The following is a 19833-nucleotide window of genomic DNA, read 5'->3' as shown; positions in this document are numbered from 1 at the left end:
GCAGGCCCGTGGTGTGCGGGCCAGCGACGCCGTCGTCCCTGGTCAGCCCGGTCGGCCTGCTGACATCAGAAGACAAACTAATCGATCCCGATCCCTCCCGGACCGCCTGCCCGGCCGCGCGCGGCCGAACCGGCGACGCGCGGCCCCCCTTCGTACACCGTCCGGCTCCCCGGGCGGTTTGCGGGAACCTCGACGGCGGCTGACATCCGGGTGCGGGTGCGGGGCGGGCGGGCGCGTGGGAGCGGCCGTGGGCAGGCGGCCGGGACCGGCGGACGGCCGGGGGCGGGCGCCGCCGGGTCAGAGGCGGCGCAGGCCCTCGACCACCTCGCGCAGCAGCGCCGCGTCCGGGCGGCCGGTCCGCGGCGGCGGCGGGGCCACCCGGACGAGGCCCGCGTCCAGCAGGTCGCCGAGCAGCACCCGGACCACCCCCAGCGGGAGGTCCGCGTCGGCCGCCAGCTCGGCGACCGGGCGCGGCGTGCCGCCGAGCAGGCGGAGCAGCGAGCTGCGGGCGTGGTCCAGCACCGGCGCCGCGGCGCCGGGGACCGGCGTGACGACGGACATCAGCTCCAGCTCGTGCTCGCGGGCCGGCCGGGTGCGGCCCCGGGTGAAGGTGTAGGGGCGGACCAGCGGCCCCGCCTCCTCCTCGAACCAGTGCGCGCCGGGCCCGTCGGCGCCGCGGGCCGCGGTCACGGCGTCCGTTCGGCGGCCGCCCCGGCGGAGGCGGCCCGCGCCGGGGTCTGCAGGTGCTGGCCGGTCCGCTTGACCAGGAGCGCCGTCTCGTAGGCGAGCTGGCCCACGTCGGCGCCCGGGTCGGCGAGGACGGCGAGGCAGCTGCCGTTCCCCGCCGGGACGACGAAGAGGTACGCGTCGTCGAGCACCACCATGGTCTGCCGGACGGCGCCCGCCTCGAACTGGGTGCCGACGCCCTTGGCCAGGCTGTGGAAGCCGGCGCAGAGGGCCGCGAGGTGCTCCACGTCGTCCTGGGCGAGGCCCGTGGACGCCGCCGTGGCGAGGCCGTCGGCGGAGAGCAGGACGGCCTGGCGGACGGCGCCCGTCCGGGTGACCAGGTCCTCCAGCAGCCAGTCGAGGCCGCGGTCGGGGCGTGCTGCGCTCATCTGTGGTCCTCCTCGGCGGTGGCGTCGGCTGCGGCCGTGCCGGGGGCGCCGGTCGCGCCGGGGCGCGGCGGGGCGTCGTCGGCGCGGGCGAGGGCCAGTCCGTGCTGGAAGGCGCCGAAGACGGCGCGCACCTGCTCCGGGGTCGCGGTCCCGGCGGAACTGCGGGGGGACGGTCGGGCGGGCTCCTCGCGCAGCCCGGGGGCGAGGTTGGCCTGCCGCACCCGGCGGGGCAGTCCCGCGGCGGGGGCGGGGGCGGGGGTGCGGGCGGGGGCGTCTGCGGTGCCGGCCGGGACCAGGTCCGGTTCCGGCCCAGGGTCGGGGTCGGGGTGCGGGGCCGCGCCGGGGCGGCCGGCCGGGGCGGCGCCCTCCCGGACGCGCCGGGGCAGTGCCGTCGCCGGGGCCTCCGCGGCGGCGGGCTCCTCCGCCGCACCGGGGGCGCGGGCGGGGACGGCGGGGACCGCCGCCAGGGCGCGGACCGGCCGGGCGGCCGGTGCGGGTGCGGCCCCGGCGGGCGCCCCCGCGGCCGCCAGGGGGCGGAGCGCGTCCGGGCGGGGCCGGGACGGCACCGCGGCCAGGCCGGCGCCCGCCCCGGCCGGGACCGGGCCGGCGGTGTCCGCGGGGACGGGCGCGGCGGCCGGGTCGTCCGGGCCGGCGGGGTCGGCGGGGTCCGCCAGGACGGCCTTCGGCAGGAAGACCACGGCCGTGGTCCCCCCGTACGGCGAGCGGCAGAGCGTGACCTCGATGCCGTGGCGGCCGGCGAGGCGGCCCACCACGAAGAGGCCCAGTCGCTCGGTGCGGGTGAGGTCGACGTCGGCGTCGGGCCGGGCGAGCGCGCGGTTGGCCTCGGCCATCTCCCGGGCGTCCATGCCGAGACCGCGGTCGTCGATCTCCAGGACGAACCCGTGGGCCACCGATCCCGTCCGCAGGGTGACCTGGGTGTCCGGGGGCGAGAAGGCGGTCGCGTTCTCCACCAGCTCGGCCAGCAGGTGGACGACGTCGGCGACGGCCTCCCCGACGACGGCCGCGGGGGCCATCGACGGCACCACGACGCGGGCGTAGTCCTCCACCTCGCCGGCGGCCGCGGCGACCACGTCCACCAGGGGGACCGGCCGGCGCCACATCCGGCCGGGCGTCGCGCCGGAGAGGATGATCAGGTTCTCGGCGTGGCGGCGCATGCGGGTGGTGAGGTGGTCGATGCGGAAGAGGGCCTCCAGCTCGTCCGGGTCGGTGGTGCGGCGCTCCAGGGCGTCGACCAGCTTGAGCTGGCGGTGCACCAGCGCCTGGCTGCGCCGGGCGATGTTGAGGAAGACCGCGGAGACGCCGCGGCGGAGCCGGGCCTGCTCGACGGCGGCCTCCACCGCCGCGCGGCGGGCCTCGTTGAAGGCCCGTCCGACCTGGCCCGCCTCGTCGTCGCCGAAGGGCAGCGGCGGCGCCTCCACGGCGGCGTCGACCTGCTCGCCGGCGCTCAGCCGGCGCACCACGTCGGGCAGCTGGCGGGAGGCCAGCAGGTCGGCGGAGTCGCGCAGGCCGGCCAGGCTGCGGGAGATGCCGCGGCCGGTGCGGACCGAGAACCACACGGAGAGGACGACGGCGAGCAGGCCGAGGCCGCCGGCGATCCCGGCGTGGAGGAGCTGGCCGTCGGCGTAGGACCGGCCGCGGACGGCGAAGTTGTGGCCGGCGTCCTTCGCCAGGTGCTCGTAGCGGCCCAGGGCGTGCTCCATGGTGGGGCGCCAGTCGGAGCGGGCCACGGCGGGGCGGACCCCCTGCGGTCCGCCTGCGAGCACCGCGTCCTCCGCGCGCTCCAGGGCCGCGTACTCGGGGCTGCGGGAGAAGGCGTCGAAGGCGGCGCGGGAGTCGGCGGGGAGCGTCGGGACGTAGGTGCGGTAGAAGATCCGGCGGTCCTCCACCGTGGAGGCGAAGGCCCGGTACTGGGCGGGGGTGAAGCGCCCGGCGGCCGCGGCGGCGGAGCCCATGGCGTCGGTGCGGGAGACGAACTCGCGGTCGCGGACCAGTTCGAAGAGGTTCTGCACCTCGCGGGCGAGGTGGCCCGCCTGGAGGGCGGTCAGCGCGGACTCCACGGCGGCCGCGGGCTCGATGACGGCGCTGTAGCCGTCGATCGCGCGGTCCCAGGTGGTCTTCCGGCCGAGCACCTCGGCGCGCAGGGCGGTCAGGCGGTCGGTCGCGGCGACCATGGCGGTGAGGGAGGCCTTCTGACCCGCGGTGAGGTCCCCCCAGTGGCCCCGGTCGGCGACGGCCGTGCGCAGGCCGCGCACCGCCTCGTCGGAGCTGTGCTGCGCGGTGGTCAGGCGGGCGAGCGACGCCGCACTGCCGCCGGAGGCCAGGTACTCGGCGGCGTAGCGCCGCTCGACCTGGACCTCGCCGACGACGTGGTCCACGGAGGCGCCGAACCAGCCGTAGACGCCCTCGACCTTGATCAGCGCCCGCAGGTCGCCGACGGTCGACACCACGGCGAAGGTCCAGAGCGCCAGCAGGGCGACCACGGGGACGAGGACCAGGCGGAAGATCCTGGCACGGATGGTCGGACCCCTGAAAGGCAGATGCATGCTTCCCCCGGACAGCCGCGCACGGCCGCGGCGGCGGGCCGCGGCGTCAGTGCGCAGAACCGTACCCTTTGGCAGGGAAGAAGTGACCATTCGGTAGCTCCCCTTGCCCGAATCGTTTCCTAACGCCTCCGGCGGGGGCCCGGAGGCCGCCCCCGGCCGCCGATCCCGGCCGCAGCCGGGCCGCCCCCGGCCGCCGATCCCGGCCGCAGCCGGGCCGCCCTCCGGACGCCGCACCGCACCGCGCCCGCAGCGCCCGCCGCCCGCACCCCCGGTCCGGTCCGGCGCGGGACCGGCACAGGACCGACGCGGGACCGGCGTGCCGGGGCGGGCCGGGGCGGGCCGGGACGCGCGGCTGAACCGCACCCGGTACCCGCGCGTAGGAAGCGCCGGGCCCCGGTGCCGTTCCCGTCCCGGGGCCCCGCCGCAGCCGCCGACGGGGGCGGGGCGCCGCCGCCCGCCCCCTGGGAGGAGTACCCCGGACCATGTCCCAGGCCCTCGACGTCCCGCCGCCCCAGCAGGGCGCGCCCGGCCCCCCGTGGTCCCCGTCGCCGCCGTCCCCGCACGGCGGGCACGCCGGCTTGGCCGACTTCCGCACACCCGGCAACCCGTACTTCCCCGGCCCCGAGCTGATGGACCGGCTGCGGCAGGGCATGGCCGCCCTCCTGACCCACCACCCCCTGGACGCGGGGGCCGTCACCGCCGAGGCGTGCGCGGCGCTGGGCCTCCACCCGCAGACGGTCGTCCTCGGCAACGGCTCCACCGAGCTGGTCACCTGGATCGACCACCTGCTGCTGCGCGAGAGCGTCGCCGTCCCCGTCCCCACCTCGCGCCGCTGGACCGACCAGCCGCTGGGGACCGGGAAGCGGGTCGACATGTTCCTGCTCCGCGAGGAGGACGGCTTCCGGCTGGACGTCGACGCCTACCTGGCGTTCGTGCGGCAGCGCGGCTCCCGGGCCGCCGTCCTGTGCAACCCGAACAACCCGGACGGCACCCACCTCCCCCGGAGCGAGGTGCTGCGGCTGCTGGACGGCCTCGCCGACCTGGACCTCGTGGTGGTGGACGAGTCGGCCGTGGACTTCGCCGACGCCGAGCAGGAGCCGTCGGTCGCCGACCAGGCCGTGCTGCGGCCCAACGTGGTCGTGCTGCGGAGCCTCGGCCGCAACGCCGGGCTCCCCGGCGTGCGGCTGGGCCACCTGGTGGCCAACCCGGCCCTGGCGCACCGGATCCGCGGCGCCCTGCCGCCGCGCAACCTCAACTCCTTCGCCGAGGCGATGGTGCTGCTGCTCCGCGAGCGCATGGCCGAGTACCGCGAGAGCCTGCGGATCGTGGTCCGCGACCGGCAGGCGATGTTCCGGAACCTGCAGGCGGTGCCGGGGCTCGGGGTGCTGCCCTCGCAGGCCAACTACCTGCTCACGCGGCTGCCGGAGGGCGTGGACGGCGCCCGGATGCGCGAGGCGCTCCTCGACGGGCACGGCGTGTCCGTCGGCGCGTGCGGCGACCGGCTGGGGATGGGGCCCCGGTTCCTGCGGCTGGCGGTGCGCCCGGTCCACGACCAGCAGCGGCTGGTGGCCGGGATGCTCGCGGTGCTGTACGGGACGGGTGCGGCGCCGGGGTGGCCGAGCACGCCGCTTCCGCCGTCCCGCGCGGCGGCGCAGCTGCCCGCCGGCCAGGGGACGGCGCCCGCGCCGCCTGCGGGCGCCGTGCCCCAGCTGCCCGCGGGGCAGGCGTACCCGGCGCAGGTGCAGCAGGTCCCGCTGCCGCAGGCCGGGATCCCGCAGGTGGCCGTGCCGCAGATCGCGGTGCAGCAGATGCACCCGCAGGCGATGCCGCCGGGGTACGGCTACGGCTACCCGGCACAGCAGGGCGGCCCGTACCCGTACGCGGCGGCGCCCCAGGGCTGAGGGGCGCCGCGGGGCCGGGGGCCTCCCCGGGAGGGGAGGGGGAGGAACGGCGCCGCGGGCGCACCGGACACGCCCGGGGGGAGGTGTCCGCGGTGGCGGCCCGCGGCGCCGGCGGCTGCGGACCGGGCCCCGCCGGAGCGGGCACAGAGGCCGGACACCGAAGGACCGGGCCCCGCCGGGGCGGGCCGCACGGGTCCGCACGCGGCGGCCGCCGCCGGCTCGCGGTCGGGTCAGATCTCGCCGCGGAGCTTGGCGAGGGCCTCGGCGAGGATCGCCTCGCCGTCGGCGTCGCTCCGCCGCTCGCGGACGTAGGCGAGGTGGGTCTTGTACGGCTCGGTGCGCGGCGGGGCCGGGGGGTTGTCCTGGTCCTGCCCGGCGGGGAAGCCGCAGCGGGGGCAGTCCCAGGTCTCGGGGACCGCCGCGTCGGAGGCGAAGCTGGGGCGGGTCTCGTGCCGGTTGGCGCACCAGAAGGAGATGCGGATCCGCGGGGCGGACTCGCCGCGCTCCGCCTCACCCATCGGCCCGGCCCCGACCCTGCTGCCACGGATGGCGTTGCCACTTGCCACGGTCTGACTCCCTGCGTGCTGGTGCGATGCGTTCCCGCCCCTCCCCCGCACGACGGGCCCGGCGCGAGGCGCGGGCGGCCGCGGGACGGCGGCAAGGGCGTCCCAGTGTACGGAGGTGCGGGCAGCACGTCCGCACCGCCTCCGGGAAAGCCGGTCCCCGGACGGGGCCGGCCCTCCCCCCAGGATAGGCGGGGCGGCGACGGTGCGTCAGTTCTCCTCCGCAGCCGGGCCGTCGGCTACTTGTACTTCAGCAGCAGCGAGAGCACGACGATGCAGGCGAACCAGCCGAGGCCGACCACGATGGTGATGCGGTCCAGGTTCCGCTCGGCGACGGAGGAGCCGCCGATGGAGGAGGACATGCCGCCGCCGAACATGTCGGAGAGGCCGCCGCCCTTGCCCTTGTGCAGGAGCACGAGCAGGATCATCAGCAGGCTGAAGAGGATCAGGGCGATCGAGAAGCCGAGGATCACGGCGGGACCAACTCTCTCGTTCCGGAGCGAGGGGCCGGACCGCCGTGGCGGTCCGGCCCCTCACAGTGTCACGGCCAGGGTATGACAGCCTGGGGCCGTCAGCCTACCGCCTGCTCGCGGTAGCGCACGATCTTGACGAACTCGTCCGGGTCCAGGGCCGCGCCGCCGATCAGGGCGCCGTCCACGTCGGGCTGCGCCATGATGCCGGCCGCGTTGGAGGCCTTCACCGAGCCGCCGTACAGGACGCGGACCTTCGACGCCAGGTCGGCGTCGTAGAGCTCGGCCAGGCGGGCGCGGATCGCCCCGCAGACCTCCTGGGCGTCCTCGGGGGTGGCGACCTCGCCGGTGCCGATGGCCCACACCGGCTCGTACGCGACGACGACGCGCTCGGCGTCGGAGGCCGGCACGCCCTCCAGGGCGCCGTCGACCTGGGCGAGGGTGTGCGCGACCTGGTTGCCGGCCTTGCGGACGTCCAGGCCCTCGCCGACGCAGAGGATCGGCACGATGCCGTGGCGGAAGGCGGCCTTGACCTTGGCGTTGACGAGCGGCTCGTCCTCGCCGTGGTACTGGCGGCGCTCGGAGTGCCCGATCGCCGCGTAGGTGCACTTCAGCTTCGCCAGCATCGGCCCGGAGACCTCGCCGGTGTAGGCGCCGCCGTCGTGCGCCGAGACGTCCTGGGCGCCGTAGCGGATGCGGAGCTTGTCGCCGTCGACGAGCGTCTGCACCGAGCGCAGGTCGGTGAAGGGCGGCAGCACCGCGACCTCGACCGCGTCGTAGTCCTTGTCGGTGAGGGCGAAGGCGAGCTTCTGGACGTGGGCGATGGCCTCGAGGTGGTTGAGGTTCATCTTCCAGTTGCCCGCCATCAGCGGGGTGCGGGGGGTGGTGTCGCTCATGGTGGTTCAGTCCTCCAGTGCGGCGAGGCCGGGGAGCGTCTTGCCCTCGAGGTACTCGAGGCTGGCCCCTCCGCCGGTCGAGATGTGGCCGAAGGCGTTCTCGTCGAAGCCCAGGGTGCGGACGGCCGCGGCGGAGTCGCCGCCGCCGACCACGGTGAACGCCGGGCTGTCGAGCAGGCCCTGCGCGACGGCCTTGGTGCCCTCGGCGAAGGCGGGGTGCTCGAAGACGCCCATCGGGCCGTTCCAGAAGACGGTCGCGGCGTCGGCCAGCTTGGACGCGAACAGCCGGCCGCTCTCCGGGCCGATGTCCAGGCCCAGCCTGCCCTCGGGCATGGCATCGGCGGGCACGACCTCGAAGTCCTCGACCGGGGCGCCGCCCTTGACGTCGGGGAAGGAGGCGGAGACGGCGACGTCGACGGGGAGGACGAACTCCACGCCGGCCTTCTCGGCCCGCTCCAGGTACTCCTGCACGACCGGGATCTGGTCCTCCTGCAGCAGGCTGGAGCCGACCTCGTACCCCTTGGCCTTGAGGAAGGTGAAGACCATGCCGCCGCCGACGAGGATGCGGTCGGCCTTGTCGAGCAGGTTCTCGATGACGCCGATCTTGTCGGAGACCTTGGAGCCGCCGAGCACCACCGCGTAGGGGCGGGCGACGTCCTCGGTGAGGCGCCTGAGGACGCCGACCTCGGCGGTGACGAGCTGGCCGGCGGCGTGCGGCAGCCGGGCCGGCAGGTCGTACACCGAGGCGTGCCTGCGGTGCACGGCGCCGAAGCCGTCGCCGACGTACAGGTCGGCCAGGGCGGCGAGGGCGTCGGCGAAGGCGCCGCGCTCGGCGTCGTCCTTGCTGGTCTCGCCGGGGTTGAAGCGCAGGTTCTCCAGCAGCACCACCTGGCCGTCGGCCAGCGCGGCCACGGCGGCCCGGGCGCTGTCGCCGACGGTGTCGGCGGCGAAGACGACGTCGCGGCCGAGGAGCTCGCCCAGGCGGCGGGCGACGGGCGCGAGGGAGAACTGCGGGTCCGGGGCGCCCTTGGGGCGGCCCAGGTGGGAGGCGACGACCACCTTCGCGCCGGACTGCGCCAGCTTGGCGATCGTGGGGGCGACGGCGCGGATCCGGCCGTCGTCGGTGATGGTCTCACCGGAGAGCGGGACGTTGAGGTCGGCGCGGACGAACACCCGCTTGCCGGCGACGTCCAGGTCGTCGAGGGTCTTCACGGTGGGGTCTCCTGATGGCGGTGCCGAGGTGCGGAGAGGACGGCGGCGCTGCGGCGGGCCGCCGGGCGGTGCGCTGAGGGTGCGGTGCGCCCGCGTGCGCGGGCGGGACAGGGGACGGGGCCCGGACGCGCGCCGTGCGCGCCGTCCGGGCCCCGTCCCTCACATCGCGTCAGCCCGCGGGTGTCAGAGCCGGCCGCCGACGTAGGCGGTCAGGTCGACGAGGCGGTTGGAGTAGCCCCACTCGTTGTCGTACCAGCCGATGACCTTGACCTGGTTGCCCTGGGCCATGGTGAGCGGCGAGTCGAAGGTGCAGGAGGCCGGCCAGTTGACGATGTCCGAGGAGACGATCGGGTCGGTGCTGTAGGACAGGATGCCCTTGAGCTGGCCCTCGGCGGCCTTCTGGAAGGCGGCGTTGACCTCGTCCTTGGTGACCTCGCGCTCCAGGGTGACCACCAGGTCGGTGACCGAGCCGGTCGGGACCGGGACGCGCATGGCGATGCCGTCCAGCTTGCCCTTGAGCTCCGGGATGACCAGCGAGGTCGCCTTGGCGGCGCCGGTGGAGGTCGGGATGATGTTCTGCGCGGCGGCGCGGGCGCGGCGCAGGTCCTTGTGCGGGAAGTCCAGGATGACCTGGTCGTTGGTGTACGCGTGGACCGTGGTCATCAGGCCCTTGACGATGCCGAAGTTCTCCAGCAGCACCTTCGCCATCGGCGCCACGCAGTTGGTGGTGCAGGAGGCGTTGGAGATGACGTGGTGCTTCGCGGCGTCGTACTTGTCCTCGTTGACGCCCATCACGATGGTGATGTCCTCGTCGGAGGCGGGCGCCGAGATGATGACCTTCTTGGCACCGGCGGCGATGTGCTTCTTCGCGGCCTCGGCCTTGGTGAAGATGCCGGTGGACTCGATGACGATGTCCGCGCCGAGCTCGCCCCACGGGAGGGCGGCCGGGTCGCGCTCGGCGATCGCCTTGAAGGTCTTCCCGCCGACGGTGATGCTGTCACCGGAGTGGGTGACCTCGGCGTCGAGGCGGCCCAGGATGGTGTCGTACTTGAGCAGGTGCGCCAGGGTCGCGTTGTCGGTCAGGTCGTTGACACCGACGATCTCGATGTCCGCGCCCTGGGCCAGAGCCGCACGGAAGAAGTTGCGGCCGATGCGGCCGAACCCGTTGATGCCTACCCGGATCGTCACGAACCGATCTCCTCGTTAGGTACGCCGGACGTTGAGCCGACGGGGTGGATTTGGGATGTCCCCGACCGAGTACGACCCTACCTCGCCCACGTGTCCGGCAGCACACGCGGTCGGGCCGACGGGGCCGTACGGCCCGCCGGACGGGGCCCCGGGGCCCGCCCCGCACCCCTCGCCGCGCCGTGCGGGCACGGCCCGTTCGGGCACGCACGGGAGGGCCGGGGACCGGACGGCGGGGGCGGTCCGCCGGACCGGCGCGCCCCGCCGGGCGGTCCGGTCAGAAGCCGCCGCCCCCTCCGTCACCGCCGCCGAAGCCGCCCCCGAAGTCACCGCCGCCCCCGCCGTCGCCGAAGCCTCCCCCGAAGTCGCCGCCGTCGCCGCCGTCTCCCCCGCCGTCGCCGAGGCCGCCCGAGAAGCCGCCGTCGCCGTACCCCCACGGGCCCAGACTCCCGCCCAGCGCGGTGCCGACCAGCAGGCCCGGCAGCAGCATCGACCCGTAGCCGCCGAAGTAGCCCGCGCTCCACGGCGCGTACGCCGGGCCCGCCTCCCAGTACGGCACCCGGCCCCCGGCCGTAGGCACCGTGCGGGACACCGGCTCCAGGCCGTCCTCGATCCGGACGGCGTCCGCCGCGCACACCGGCACCGGGCGGACGGCGCCGCCGGGCGGCGCCCAGTCGGCGTCCCGCACGGAGGGGCCGTGCCGGGGGTCGAAGAAGCAGGGGGGACGGCGCTCGGGCAGCGGGCGGCCGGTGCGGCGGGCGTCGAGGCGGGCGAGCGCGAACCGGCCCTCCTCCAGCGCCTCGGTCACGGCCCTGACGTCCTCCGGGCGGGCGGCCGCGGCCTGCGCCTGCTTGGCCCGTTCGTACGCGTCCAGGGCGGTGCGGTAGTCGTCCAGCATCTCCGGGCCGGTACCGGGTGCGGCCGGGTCGAAGTCGAGCCGGTCGAGGGTCTCGCCGTAGGAGGTGATGTCCTCGTCGACGGCGCCGCGGACCTGCTCCAGCGCGGCCCGCTCCTCCTCGCGGCGCCGTCGGCGCGAGGCCCTGCGGACCAGCAGCAGTCCGCCGCCCGCGACGGCGGCCGCGGCCAGCACGCCGACCAGCAGCCCGCCGCCCCCTCCGCCGCCTCCCCCGCCGCTCCGCGGGGCGCCGCCGCCCTGCAGGGACGCCTCGACGTCGGCGACGAAGCCGTCGAGGATGGCGGCGGGCTGCCCGCGGTGCTCCCGCACGTTGCGGGCGGCGAGCTGCTGCGCGGTGCGGCCGGGCAGCACCGAGGAGTCGGAGGCGGCGCCGAACCGGGAGCCCAGTGCGACCGCGTACACGCCGGGCCGGCCCACCGCGGTGCGCAGCCGGTCGAAGACGGCGTTCCCGCCGTACGCCGGGTCGTCGGGCAGCACGGCGACGAAGACGGGGACGCCGCTCTCCCGGATCCGCGCGGACAGGGCGGCCGTGTCCGCCGCGGAGAGCCGGCCCCGCACGGCGGGGTCGACGTAGACGGGGTCGCGCCGCAGCGCGGCCGCGATCTCACCGGTGCCGGTGGCGGCCCGTGCGGCACCCACCGGGCCGAGCAGCGCCGCCACGGCGGCGAGCAGCACGGCCAGGAGCGCCTGGACCGGGACCGGCCGACCGGTTCTCACAGCTCTCCCGTACCCGGTCCGGGGGGCGCGACTCCTCCCAGGGCGGACGGCGGGGTCCGGACGGACGGCTCGGGAGCCGTCCGGCGGGCCGTCGGTGAGGCCGTCCGTCGGGCCGGGGGCGGCGCCGCGACTCACCGGGCCGGGGGGCAGACGGCGGCGGACGTCCGGGACGGGAGCCGGGACCGGGCCCCGGACGGGAGCCGGACCGCGGTCGCCGGCCGGGACGGGAGCGCGGCGGCGTCCCACCGGGACGGGGGCCGGGCCGCCTCCCGTGGGCCCAGGGCGCGGCCGACGGGGGGCCCGGCGGCGTCCTCCTGGAGCAGGGCGGAGATCCGGGCGAGGTCGTCGGCGACCGCCAGCAGCCCCTGGATGTCCCGGACGGCCGCCCCGTTCACGCCGACGTAGAAGGTGTGCCGCCGCCCGCGGCCGGCGTCCAGGTAGCCCGCGACCGTCTCGGCCCCGACGGCCAGGCCCTGGTTGACCGCGTCGAAACCGGCGACGGTCCCGGTCTTGGCGGAGACCCTGCCGCGGGCCGGGCAGGCGGTGCACGAGCCGGCGAGGGTGCCGTCCACGCCCAGCAGCGGCAGTGCCCGGCGGAACCGGTCGGCGTCGGGGGTCCCCAGCCAGTACCGCAGGATGCGGGTCTGGGCGGCGGGCGTGGCCCGGTCCACGGGGTTGCCGCCCCGGCCGTCCAGCAGCTGCACCTGCGCCGGGTCGACCCCGGCGGTGCGCAGGAACCGGGTGAGCACGGGGAAGCCGTCGATGCAGCCGTGCTTCCCGGCCGCGGCCGCCATGAGGCAGATGCCCAGGTTGGCGCCGAGGTTGTGGCTGGTCTTCAGGATCAGCTTCGCGTACTCGGAGTAGACGGGTGAGACGTGGGCCGCGACGCGCGGCGCCCCCGCATACGAGGCCGGCAGGCGGCGGACCGGGTTGGGACCGGTGGCGGGGGCGGCGACGGAGACCCCGGCACGGCGCAGGGCCTCGACGAACGCGGTGCGGCCGAAGGCGGCCGGGTCCTTCACCGGGGAGACCCGCAGGACGGGCGCGCCGCCGGCGGGGACGGTGCCGGAGAGGGTGATGCGGGTGCCGTCGGGCGAGGCGGAGACGCTGACGTCGGCGGGCGTGCCGGCGGCGGCCGTCCGCACGGTGGAGGTGACCCGGTACGGCGCCACCTGCGGGCGCCAGCTGAGGACGGCGGGGCGGCCGGGGGCGCTGCCCGGCGTGGTGAGCAGGTCGATGACGTCGTCGTTGACGATGAGCGGCGCCGGGGCGGGGTCGAGCTCCGGGTACGCGGTGAAGAGCCGGTCGTCGACGACCACGTCGCCGGTGACGCGGGTGATGCCGGACCGCCGGACCTGGCGGGCGAGGTCGTCGATCCCGGCGAGCGGGTCCTCGGGGGTGAGCTCGGCACCGGGGACGGAGTCGGCGTAGGTGTGGTCGACGGCGCGGTAGTCGACGGTGCCGTCCGGCCTGGTGCGGCCGCCCATCGTGAGGTCGCCCCGGCCGACGAGCACCAGGTCGCCGTGGAGGGCGGAGCCGGCGCGGGTGCCGACGGCGTGGACCGGGGTGGTGAAGCGGTGGTCGCCGCCGAGGGTGTGCCAGGTGCCGGAGACGGTGAAGAGCTTGGCGGCGGAGCCGGGGATGAAGAACTCGTCCGCCGCCACGGCGTGCAGGACGCGGCCGTCGGCGGGGTCCTCCTCCAGCAGTCCCCAGTGGGCGTGCCGGTAGGCGGGCTTCTCCGTGATCGCGGTGATCCGCGGGTCGAGGCCCGTCGGGAGGCCGCCCCCCGGACCGTCCGCGGGGGCGCCTGCGGTGACACCCGCCGGCCCGGCGGCCAGGGGCCCGGCGGCGACCGCCGGGAGGGCGGCGGCGGCCAGCACGGCGGTGACGGCTGCGGCCCTGGCCCGCCGTCCCGGCCGACGGGGGCCCCGGATGCGGGGAGTCCTCATCCCTCGACGTTAGGTAACCGCCGCAGGTCCGGCAATCCGGACACGGCCGCCGGACGGAGGCGGTGCCGCCGGGGCGGAGGCGGCGCGGCCGGGGCGGAGACGGCGCGGCCGGGGCGGCCGGACTCGTCGGACCGGGATCGGGCCGCGATCGGGCCGGGGCCGGCCCCGCGGTCACCGGGCGGCGCGGTGCGCCCAGGCGGTGTGGGAGGTCGCGACGGCGGCGGCCAGGACGGCGGCGAGGAGGAGGCCCGCGGCCGCACCGTGGTGCGGGAGGATCCAGGCCCCGGCGGCCGCGCCCGCCACGAGGGCGAGGATGCCGCCGGCCCGCCGCAGCGCCCGGGGGTTGGAGCCGCCCGCCAGGGAGGAGTCCGCGACCAGGCCGGTGAGGGTCCTGGTGACCACGGTGGTGGTCATGTCGGGCACGGCGAGCCGCCGGACGGTGGCGTTGCGGATGCCCATCGCCAGGGCGAGGACCGCGACGACGGCGTGCTCGGCGGTCCGGCCCGCCGCGGTCGCCGCGACGGCCGCCGCGACGGAGACGAGGACCGCCTCGGCGGCGAGCGCGGTGCCGACCCAGCGGTGCCGGGGCCCGTCCGCCATCCCCGCGGCCAGGCGGCCGCCGACGGCGGTACCGAGGACGAAGCCGGTGAGCGCGGTCAGCGACCGGCCGACCGAGAAGCCGGGGGCACCTGCGGCGGAGAAGCCGAGGATGAGCAGGTTGCCGGTCATGTTGGCGGTGAAGACGTGGCCGAGGCCGAGGAAGCTGACGGCGTCCAGCACCCCGCTGACGAAGGTGAGCGCCAGCAGGGCGGCGACCTGCGGGTCGGACCGGAACTCCGGCACGGCGGCACCGTCCCTTCGGTCGCGGGAGGCGGGTCGGGGCGGTCCGCGCCGGGTCCCGTCCGGATTCCGGGCGGACCCGCCGGGAGCGCCGTCCGGGGCCGGGCCGGCCGCGGCCGGGCGGGCGGGCGGTGCGGCCGTTCCGTGCGGACGTGCCGGCGCGGCGGGGGGTGCGCGGCCGGGCGGGGCGGTCGACGCGGGGCGGGCCGTCGCGGGGGTCCGCCCCGGGACGGCCCGGCGGCCCGGCGGCCCGTCCGCCCGGTGCGGCCGCACCGGGCGGACGGGCAGGGCGCGGGCTCAGCCCGCGACCATCTCCTCGGTCAGATTGGCCTCGGTGCTGGGCAGGCCCAGCTCCTGGGCGCGCTTGTCGGCCATGGCCAGCAGGCGGCGGATGCGGCCGGCGACGGCGTCCTTGGTCAGCGGCGGGTCGGCGAGCGAGCCCAGCTCCTCCAGGGACGCCTGCTTGTGCTCCATGCGCAGCCGGCCCGCGGCCGCCAGGTGCTCGGGGACCTCCTCGCCGAGGATCTCCAGCGCCCGCTGGACCCGGGCCCCGGCCGCGACCGCCGCGCGGGCGGAACGGCGCAGGTTGGCGTCGTCGAAGTTGGCCAGCCGGTTGGCGGTGGCCCGGACCTCGCGGCGCATCCGCCGCTCCTCCCAGGCGAGGACCGCCTCGTGGGCGCCGAGGCGGGTGAGCAGCGCGCCGATGGCGTCGCCGTCGCGCACCACGACCCGGTCCACGCCGCGGACCTCGCGGGCCTTGGCGGCGATGCCGAGCCTGCGGGCCGCGCCGACCAGGGCGAGCGCGGCCTCGGAGCCGGGGCAGGTGATCTCCAGGGAGGAGGACCGGCCGGGCTCGGTCAGCGAGCCGTGCGCCAGGAACGCGCCGCGCCAGGCCGCCTCCGCGTCGCAGGTGGCGCCGGAGACCACCGCGGGGGGCAGGCCCCGGATCGGCCGTCCCCGCCCGTCCACCAGCCCGACCTGCCGCGCCAGCAGGTCGCCGTCCTTGACCACGCGCACCACGAACCGGCTGCCGCGCCGCAGGCCGCCGGGGGCCATCACCACGAGCTCCGAGGAGTGGCCGAAGATCTCCAGGAGGTCCTTGCTCAGCCGCCTCGCCGCAAAGGTGGTGTCCAGCTCCGCCTCGATCACGATGCGTCCGCTCACAATGTGCAGACCACCCGCGAACCGCAGGACCGCCGACACCTCCGCCTTGCGGCAGCAGGTCCGGGTGACGGGGAGCCGGCTGATCTCGTCCTTCACCGCTGCCGTCATCGCCATGCGCCGATCCTTCCATGTGTCCGGAAAATCCGGTCGTACGCGGCGGCCAAGAGCTCGGGGTCGTGTCGCGGGGTGCCGTCCGCCGCCGCCACGCGGTCGAGCACCAGTTCGCCGCCCATCCGCCCGGCGGCCTTCTCAAGACCGGGCAGGTCGGCGTCGCCGAAGGCGCCGCCGGTCACCGCGCCCTCGTCCACCAGGATCGCGTCCACGGAGAGCCGCGGGGCGTGGTGGGCCAGCACCTCCAGGTGCCGCTGCGGGGTGAAGCCCTCCGTCTCGCCCGGCTGCGGGGCGAGGTTGAGGGTGAGCAGCCGCCGCGCCTTGGTGGCGAGCAGCGCCTCGGCGAGCTCCGGCACCATCAGGTGCGGGAGCACGCTGGTGAACCACGACCCGGGGCCGAGGACCACCCAGTCGGCGTCCAGGACGGCGGCCACCGCCTCCGGGACGGCCGGCGGGTCCTCGGGGAGCAGCCGGATGGACTGCACCGTCCCCGGGGTCACCGCGACGTGGGCCTGCCCGCGGACGGTCCCGGTCTCGGTGGGGCGCGCCGGGTCGTGGCCGCGCACGGTGGCCTCGATGTCCAGGGGCACGGCGGACATCGGCAGGACCCGGCCGTGGGCGCCGAGCAGCCGCCCCACCCACTCCAGGGCGGCGACGTGGTCGCCGAGCTTCTCCCACAGCGCCACGATGAGCAGGTTCCCCACCGCGTGGCCGTGCAGTTCGCCGTCGCTGGTGAAGCGGTGCTGGATGACCTCGGACCAGGTGCGGCCCCACTCGTCGTCGCCGCAGAGCGCGGCGAGCGCCTTGCGCAGGTCGCCCGGGGGCAGCACGCCCAGCTCCTCGCGGAGCCGGCCGCTGGAGCCGCCGTCGTCGGCGACGGTGACCACGGCGGTCAGGTTCGCGGTGAGCCTGCGCAGCGCGGACAGCGACGCGGAGAGCCCCTGCCCGCCGCCGAGCGCGACGATCCTGGGAGCGGCGGCCCTGTGGGCACCTCCCTGCGCCCGGTCGGCAGCCCTGCGCTGGAGCTGCCGCCCCGGAGAGTGTCCCGTCACACGTGCCCCACGTTCCTCCGCCGACCGGGCGGCCCGCCGCCCCGGACCGGACCGGCCCGGGGCGGGAGGGTCGCTGCGGTCACTCCCGTCCCATGTCGCGGTGGACCAGGACCGTCTCCACGCCGTCCGCTATCAGCCGCTTGGCCAGGCGCTCCGACATGGCGACACTCCGGTGCTTCCCGCCGGTGCAGCCTACGGCAAGCGTCATGTACCGCTTGCCCTCCCGTCGGAAGCCCGCGGTGACGATGCGCAGCAGCTCGGAGTAGCCGTCCAGGAACTCCTTCGCGCCGGGCTGGTCGAAGACGTAGCGGGCGACCTCGTCGTCGGTGCCGGTGCGGGGGCGCAGCTCCGGGACCCAGTGGGGGTTGGGCAGGAAGCGGCAGTCCACCACCAGGTCGGCGTCGACCGGCAGGCCGTACTTGAAGCCGAAGGACATGACCGTGGCGCGCAGCTCCGGCTCGCCCTCGCCGGAGAACTGGGCGTCCAGCTTGGCCCGCAGCTCGTGGACGTTGAGGCTGGAGGTGTCGATCACGAGGTCGGCCTCGCCGCGGAGCTCCCGCAGCAGGTCGCGCTCACGCGCTATCCCGTCGACGATCCGGCCGTCGCCCTGCAGCGGGTGCGGGCGGCGGACGCTCTCGAAGCGGCGGACCAGCGCGTCGTCGGAGGCCTCCAGGAAGACCACCCGCAGGCGCACGCCGCGCCGCTCAAGCTCCTCCAGCGAGGTCAGCAGGTCGTCGAAGAAGCGGCGGCCGCGGACGTCCACCACCACGCCTATGCGCGCGACCGCCCCCTGGGAGCGGGCGCCGAGATCGACCATGGTCGGTATCAGGGACGGCGGCAGGTTGTCGACGACGAACCAGCCCAGGTCCTCCAGGCACTTCGCCGCCGTGCTGCGGCCCGCCCCGGACATGCCGGAGATGATCACCAGCTCGGGGACGTTCTCCCCCGCACCGGACACAGTCACTGTTCTTCCCCGCTTTCGGTGGTTCTGCTGAGGAGAACGCGCCGGACGCCCCGGGGCTTCCCTCTCTCACCCGGGAGGGTGACGCGGGACCGCCCGGGGGCACCGTGGAGCGGACGGGCGGCGTCGGCCGTCATCGCGCCTCCTGGTCTTCGATGATCTCCCCCGTGGAGGTGTTCACGGCGGGAGCGGCGGGTGTACGGGACGCCAACGCGGCGGCAACGGCCTCCGCGGTGCGCCGGCCGACGCCCGGCACCGCGCAGATCTCCTCCACGGTGGCGGCGCGCAGCCTCTTCAGCGACCCGAAGTGCTTCAGCAGCGCCTGCCGCCGGGTCTCGCCGAGGCCCGGCACCTCGTCCAGGCCGCCCGTCGTGAGCCGCTTGGAGCGCTTGGTGCGCTGGTAGGAGATGGCGAACCGGTGGGCCTCGTCGCGGACCCGCTGGAGCAGGTACAGGCCCTCGCTGGTGCGGGGCAGGACCACCGGGTCGTCCTCGTCCGGCAGCCAGACCTCCTCCAGCCGCTTGGCGAGGCCGCACAGGGCCACGCCGTCGATGCCGAGCTCGTCCAGGGCCCGCTTGGCGGCGGCGACCTGGGGCTGCCCGCCGTCGACCACGACGAGCTGGGGCGGGTAGGCGAAGCGGCGGGGCCGGCCGGTCTCCGGGTCGATCGGGCCGGACGCGGGTGCGCCGCCGTCGGCCCCGGACGTGCCGTCGACCCCTGGCGCGCCGTCGGCCCCTGGCGCACCGCCGCCCCCCGGGTCGCCGTGCCCGGGGGCGCCGGGATCCGGGGCCTCCCACTCGCCGGTCTCCTGCCGCTCCTGGAGGTAGCGGCGGAAGCGGCGGGTGAGCACCTCGTGCATGGAGCGGACGTCGTCCTGGCCGGCGAAACCCTTGATGGCGAAGCGCCGGTACTCGCCCTTGCGGGCCAGGCCGTCCTCGAAGACCACCATGGAGGCGACCACGTCCTCGCCCTGCAGGTGGGAGATGTCGAAGCACTCGATGCGCAGCGGGGCGGAGTCCAGGCCGAGTGCGTCGGCGATCTCCTGGAGGGCCACGCTGCGGGTGGTGAGGTCCGAGGCACGCCGGGTCTTGTGGAGGGCCAGGGTCTGCTGCGCGTTGCGCTGCACCGTGGCCATCAGGTCCTTCTTGTCGCCGCGCTGTGGCACCCGCAGGTCGACGCGGGCGCCGCGCAGGTCCGTGAGCCAGTCGGCCAGCGGCTCGACGGGCTCGGGCAGCGCGGGGACCAGCACCTCCTTCGGGACCGCCTCGTCGCCGCCGCCGTACAGCTGCTGGAGGGCGTGCTCCACCAGCCCCGGGGTGTCGACGTCCTCGACCCGGTCGGTGACCCAGCCGCGCTGGCCGCGGATGCGGCCGCCGCGGACGTGGAAGATCTGGACGGCGGCCTCCAGCTCGTCCTCGGCGAGGGCCAGGACGTCGGCGTCGGTGCCGTCGGCGAGGACGACGGCCTGCTTCTCCATCGCCCTCCGCAGGGCGCCGATGTCGTCGCGCAGCCGGGCGGCGCGCTCGTACTCCATCGCCGCGGCGGCCTCCTTCATCTGATCCTCCAGCCGGCGCACGTAGGCGCCGGTGCGGCCGGCCATGAAGTCGCAGAAGTCCTCGGCGAGCGCCCGGTGCTCCTCGGGGGTGACCCGGCCGACGCAGGGCGCGGAGCACTTGCCGATGTAGCCGAGCAGGCAGGGGCGGCCGACCTGCCCGGCGCGCTTGAAGACGCCCGCGGAGCAGGTGCGCACGGGGAAGACCCGCAGCAGGAGGTCGACGGTCTCGCGGATGGCCCAGGCGTGGCCGTACGGGCCGAAGTAGCGCACGCCCCTGCGGTGCGGCCCGCGCATCACCTGGACGCGGGGGAACTCCTCGTTCAGCGTGACCGCGAGCGACGGATAGCTCTTGTCGTCGCGGTACTTGACGTTGAACCGGGGGTCGAACTCCTTGATCCAGGTGTACTCCAGCTGGAGGGCCTCCACCTCGGTGCCGACCACGGTCCACTCGACGGCGGCGGCCGTGGTGACCATGGTGGCGGTGCGGGGGTGGAGGTTCGCCAGGTCCTGGAAGTACGAGGAGAGCCGGGAGCGCAGGCTCTTGGCCTTCCCGACGTAGATCACCCGCCCGTGGGCGTCGCGGAACTTGTAGACACCCGGGGAGTCCGGGATCTGCCCGGGCGCGGGGCGGTACGTCGACGGGTCGGCCATGCCCCCACCGT

The 19833-nt window shown here is 76.4% G+C and carries 16 protein-coding genes; 1 reads left to right on the top strand and 15 read right to left on the bottom strand.

The genetic code is table 11. From position 1 onward, the window contains the following. Positions 1-297 precede the first annotated feature (297 nt). The 3 genes from LO771_RS12040 to LO771_RS12030 are packed head-to-tail and all read right to left on the bottom strand — an operon-like array spanning position 298 to position 3679. Positions 298-690 carry a DUF742 domain-containing protein gene (locus LO771_RS12040; RefSeq protein ID WP_230651176.1) on the bottom strand — a complete coding sequence of 131 codons (393 nt, stop codon included), beginning with the start codon at positions 688-690 and terminating at the stop codon, positions 298-300. Next, positions 687-1115, bottom strand: coding sequence for a roadblock/LC7 domain-containing protein (locus LO771_RS12035; RefSeq protein WP_230651173.1), 429 nt, complete (start codon positions 1113-1115; stop codon positions 687-689). Before LO771_RS12035 ends, LO771_RS12040 begins: the two co-directional genes overlap by 4 nt. Continuing rightward, positions 1112-3679, bottom strand: a complete 2568-nt coding sequence (locus tag LO771_RS12030) for an ATP-binding protein (RefSeq protein ID WP_230651170.1) — start codon at positions 3677-3679, stop codon at positions 1112-1114. Before LO771_RS12030 ends, LO771_RS12035 begins: the two co-directional genes overlap by 4 nt. Positions 3680-4161: 482 nt before the next feature. Between LO771_RS12030 and LO771_RS12025 the strand changes: the two genes are divergently transcribed. Then, the gene (locus tag LO771_RS12025; RefSeq protein WP_230651167.1) at positions 4162-5580 is read left to right on the top strand and encodes a histidinol-phosphate transaminase; all 1419 of its coding nucleotides are present in this window, start codon (positions 4162-4164) and stop codon (positions 5578-5580) included. 230 nt (positions 5581-5810) lie between these two features. Here the strand turns inward: LO771_RS12025 and LO771_RS12020 are convergent, their stop codons facing one another. The 12 genes from LO771_RS12020 to uvrC form a co-directional block, all read right to left on the bottom strand. Further along, positions 5811-6098 (bottom strand): RNA polymerase-binding protein RbpA, encoded by a 288-nt coding sequence (locus tag LO771_RS12020; RefSeq protein ID WP_230651620.1) that lies wholly within the window; start codon positions 6096-6098, stop codon positions 5811-5813. Between the two features lie 284 nt (positions 6099-6382). After that, positions 6383-6616, bottom strand: a complete 234-nt coding sequence (gene secG, locus LO771_RS12015) for a preprotein translocase subunit SecG (RefSeq protein WP_230651165.1) — start codon at positions 6614-6616, stop codon at positions 6383-6385. Positions 6617-6714: 98 nt separating this feature from the next. After that, positions 6715-7509, bottom strand: a complete 795-nt coding sequence (gene tpiA, locus LO771_RS12010) for a triose-phosphate isomerase (RefSeq protein WP_230651162.1) — start codon at positions 7507-7509, stop codon at positions 6715-6717. Between the two features lie 6 nt (positions 7510-7515). Further along, positions 7516-8721: a phosphoglycerate kinase gene (pgk, locus tag LO771_RS12005; RefSeq protein WP_230651160.1), complete on the bottom strand. Its 1206-nt coding sequence runs from the start codon at positions 8719-8721 to the stop codon at positions 7516-7518. Positions 8722-8904: 183 nt separating this feature from the next. After that, positions 8905-9909 carry a type I glyceraldehyde-3-phosphate dehydrogenase gene (gene gap, locus LO771_RS12000; RefSeq protein ID WP_230651156.1) on the bottom strand — a complete coding sequence of 335 codons (1005 nt, stop codon included), beginning with the start codon at positions 9907-9909 and terminating at the stop codon, positions 8905-8907. 274 nt (positions 9910-10183) lie between these two features. Next, the gene (locus tag LO771_RS11995; protein WP_230651154.1) at positions 10184-11539 is read right to left on the bottom strand and encodes a hypothetical protein; all 1356 of its coding nucleotides are present in this window, start codon (positions 11537-11539) and stop codon (positions 10184-10186) included. Between the two features lie 131 nt (positions 11540-11670). Next, positions 11671-13488 (bottom strand): D-alanyl-D-alanine carboxypeptidase/D-alanyl-D-alanine-endopeptidase, encoded by a 1818-nt coding sequence (gene dacB, locus LO771_RS11990; protein ID WP_230651151.1) that lies wholly within the window; start codon positions 13486-13488, stop codon positions 11671-11673. Positions 13489-13659: 171 nt separating this feature from the next. Beyond that, positions 13660-14331, bottom strand: a complete 672-nt coding sequence (locus LO771_RS11985) for a YoaK family protein (protein WP_230651148.1) — start codon at positions 14329-14331, stop codon at positions 13660-13662. A 294-nt stretch (positions 14332-14625) separates the two neighbouring features. Continuing rightward, positions 14626-15606 carry a DNA-binding protein WhiA gene (whiA, locus tag LO771_RS11980; RefSeq protein WP_230651145.1) on the bottom strand — a complete coding sequence of 327 codons (981 nt, stop codon included), beginning with the start codon at positions 15604-15606 and terminating at the stop codon, positions 14626-14628. Continuing rightward, positions 15597-16655: a uridine diphosphate-N-acetylglucosamine-binding protein YvcK gene (yvcK, locus tag LO771_RS11975; protein WP_374228152.1), complete on the bottom strand. Its 1059-nt coding sequence runs from the start codon at positions 16653-16655 to the stop codon at positions 15597-15599. Before yvcK ends, whiA begins: the two co-directional genes overlap by 10 nt. Before the next feature lie 79 nt (positions 16656-16734). Next, positions 16735-17619, bottom strand: coding sequence for an RNase adapter RapZ (gene rapZ, locus LO771_RS11970; protein ID WP_308188893.1), 885 nt, complete (start codon positions 17617-17619; stop codon positions 16735-16737). Positions 17620-17749: 130 nt separating this feature from the next. Next, complete coding sequence (gene uvrC / locus LO771_RS11965) at positions 17750-19822, bottom strand: excinuclease ABC subunit UvrC (RefSeq protein ID WP_230651142.1); 2073 nt, start codon at positions 19820-19822, stop codon at positions 17750-17752. Positions 19823-19833: the final 11 nt, after the last annotated feature.

Source organism: Streptacidiphilus sp. ASG 303 (genome assembly GCF_020991365.1).
Lineage (GTDB): Bacteria > Actinomycetota > Actinomycetes > Streptomycetales > Streptomycetaceae > Peterkaempfera.
The sequence above is the reverse complement of the archived record's forward strand: the minus strand, read 5'-3'. Positions and strand labels throughout refer to the sequence as shown.

What these genes read in the sequence shown, in the direction of transcription:
- LO771_RS12035 (WP_230651173.1), bottom strand. Translation starts at nt 1,115, where the DNA reads ATGAGCGCAGCACGCCCCGACCGCGGCCTCGACTGGCTGCTGGAGGAC.
- LO771_RS12030 (WP_230651170.1), bottom strand. Translation starts at nt 3,679, where the DNA reads ATGCATCTGCCTTTCAGGGGTCCGACCATCCGTGCCAGGATCTTCCGC.
- LO771_RS12025 (WP_230651167.1), top strand. Translation starts at nt 4,162, where the DNA reads ATGTCCCAGGCCCTCGACGTCCCGCCGCCCCAGCAGGGCGCGCCCGGC.
- LO771_RS12020 (WP_230651620.1), bottom strand. Translation starts at nt 6,098, where the DNA reads ATGGGTGAGGCGGAGCGCGGCGAGTCCGCCCCGCGGATCCGCATCTCC.
- tpiA (WP_230651162.1), bottom strand. Translation starts at nt 7,509, where the DNA reads ATGAGCGACACCACCCCCCGCACCCCGCTGATGGCGGGCAACTGGAAG.
- dacB (WP_230651151.1), bottom strand. Translation starts at nt 13,488, where the DNA reads ATGAGGACTCCCCGCATCCGGGGCCCCCGTCGGCCGGGACGGCGGGCC.
- whiA (WP_230651145.1), bottom strand. Translation starts at nt 15,606, where the DNA reads ATGGCGATGACGGCAGCGGTGAAGGACGAGATCAGCCGGCTCCCCGTC.
- uvrC (WP_230651142.1), bottom strand. Translation starts at nt 19,822, where the DNA reads ATGGCCGACCCGTCGACGTACCGCCCCGCGCCCGGGCAGATCCCGGAC.